This is a genomic window from Vibrio sp. 811 (assembly GCF_033339195.1).
In genome coordinates this window covers 1-773 of record NZ_JAWOUB010000308.1, presented here as the reverse complement: position 1 = coordinate 773, position 773 = coordinate 1, and the positions used below count along the sequence as shown (strand labels likewise).

At 46.1% G+C, this 773-nt stretch carries 1 protein-coding gene and 1 pseudogene; both read right to left on the bottom strand.

What is annotated here, in order from left to right; genetic code table 11:
* Positions 1–14: 14 nt before the first annotated feature.
* Complete coding sequence (locus R7Q46_RS26535) at positions 15–467, bottom strand: SRPBCC family protein (RefSeq protein ID WP_005462830.1); 453 nt, start codon at positions 465–467, stop codon at positions 15–17.
* 100 nt (positions 468–567) lie between these two features.
* Positions 568–773: pseudogene (locus tag R7Q46_RS26530) on the bottom strand (EamA family transporter); the annotation flags it as partial.

Sequence of the window (773 nt, the reverse complement as noted above, 5' to 3'; positions counted from 1 at the left end):
CTCGATATTTAGTGCTATTGCGAGTCCGTTTCCTCACAAATACTTTTAATCAATGGCAACGCTTTTTCCCACCCATTGTTGAACATCGATACAAAGTCACTGTGAGTGTGAATGGTGATGTTGAGCAACAAGCGTTCGTCTTCTGTGTCGATCTGATAGATCTCACGAGATCCAATCCACTTGGCTGCAATATCGGCGTCCAACTGTTGCCTATTGTCGGGGTTAAAGATGGCAACATGATGAAACTCTAGCCGATGCAGTGGCTGCACAGAATCAATCACTGCGCGAGTGCCGCCCATATCCGGATCAAAAAAGGTGATGTCGCTGCCCTCTTCCCACTCCCCTTCGAATTGAGATTGAGGTGAAAATGCCTGCGCCCAACGCTTGTAAAGCTCAGCATCCGTCAGCACTCTCCATACGCGCTGCGGAGTCGCGGTTATTTCTACGTAATAGTTTAATGTAAGCATGTTTTCTCTCCCTGAACCTTCATTGACGCTAGTTTATTCTCAGGAAAAATCAAATTTGCTTGCGTTTTAAATGCTTATCTCAACTTACTTTTACGAGGCACTAAGATGTTCTCGTTTGTAACGCCTTGCTTTGATGATGCTTGACCAATACATCCCAGCACCCATTCAATACCGTCGCGAGCACAATTAAGCCCATGCCCGCGATTTGAGTGCGGCTCATTACATCAGCGAAAAAAAGTGATTGCCAAACGGCCGTAAACAACAAGTTGGTAAAAATCAGTGGTGCGAGTTGAGAGCCGCTACTGG

Coding starts and splice junctions, on each gene's coding strand:
- R7Q46_RS26535 (WP_005462830.1), bottom strand. CDS start 467: ATGCTTACATTAAACTATTACGTAGAAATAACCGCGACTCCGCAGCGC.